The organism is Geobacillus zalihae NBRC 101842 (assembly GCF_001544135.1).
GTDB classification, from domain to species: domain Bacteria; phylum Bacillota; class Bacilli; order Bacillales; family Anoxybacillaceae; genus Geobacillus; species Geobacillus zalihae.
The window spans coordinates 1-815 of the sequence record NZ_BCPV01000142.1; the positions used below are offsets into that span (position 1 = coordinate 1).

Consider the following 815-nt stretch of genomic DNA (forward strand, 5'->3'; position numbering starts at 1 on the left):
GGGCGTACGATCTCTTCGACCGCGGCCTCAACCCGATGAAACCGGGGGCGAAGGGACGCCTTGAGGGACGCCAAGGCTTGTTCGGCATCTTCCCGGCAGGAGAAAGGGTGGCGCTCCCAATGGGCTTGTTCCTCGCGAAGAAGCTCCGCTTCTTTGGTTCGTTCTTTTTCGAGCGTCTTTCCTTTTCGCTGGTCGAGCGCACTCGATTCGACGACGATCAGCCGAACGGGGTGGCCTTCATAGGTGGAGGATGTTTCCCATACCCGGTACGTGGCGCCGTTTCTCTCCGCCAGGGTAAAGGGTTCGCTCCACGGGATGTGAGGCGAATCGGCCTCCGCTAATGCCCGTTTCACGATCCGAAGCGACGAAGGGCCTCGGGTGATCAAAAAGGCGTTGGCCGCTTTGGTTTGCGCCAGAGTGTCTTTTGTCATCGCGGCGGAATCGGCCACGTAAATCCATTCGTCTTCCATCTTGGCTTGTTTGAGCTGTTCGTGGACACGGGACAGCACCTCCGGATTCCACGTTTTGTCAGGCAGGTTGCCGTCGTGCACATCGCCGTAAAACGGGATGCCGTCCTCGTTGCCGACCAGTCCGAAGCCGATCTGTTTTTGCCAACGATGATGGCGGTTATAGCCATGTGTGATCTGCAAAGCCTCTAATGAGGCCGATTCATACGCGCCGTAAACCGTCTTGTCCGTCGTATCGGCGTGAAAGGCTCGGAGGGAAAGGCCTTCTTTGCGATAAATGTGAATCAAGCAAGTGCTGATCACCTTGTGAATGTCGGCCTCATACAAGCGGTCGAGATGACGAGCCAA

At 56.9% G+C, this 815-nt stretch carries 1 protein-coding gene; it reads right to left on the reverse strand.

The features are described 5' to 3' along the window. A partial coding sequence (locus GZ1_RS19105) for an IS1634 family transposase (protein ID WP_157074404.1) occupies positions 1-815 on the reverse strand: 815 nt, incomplete at both ends.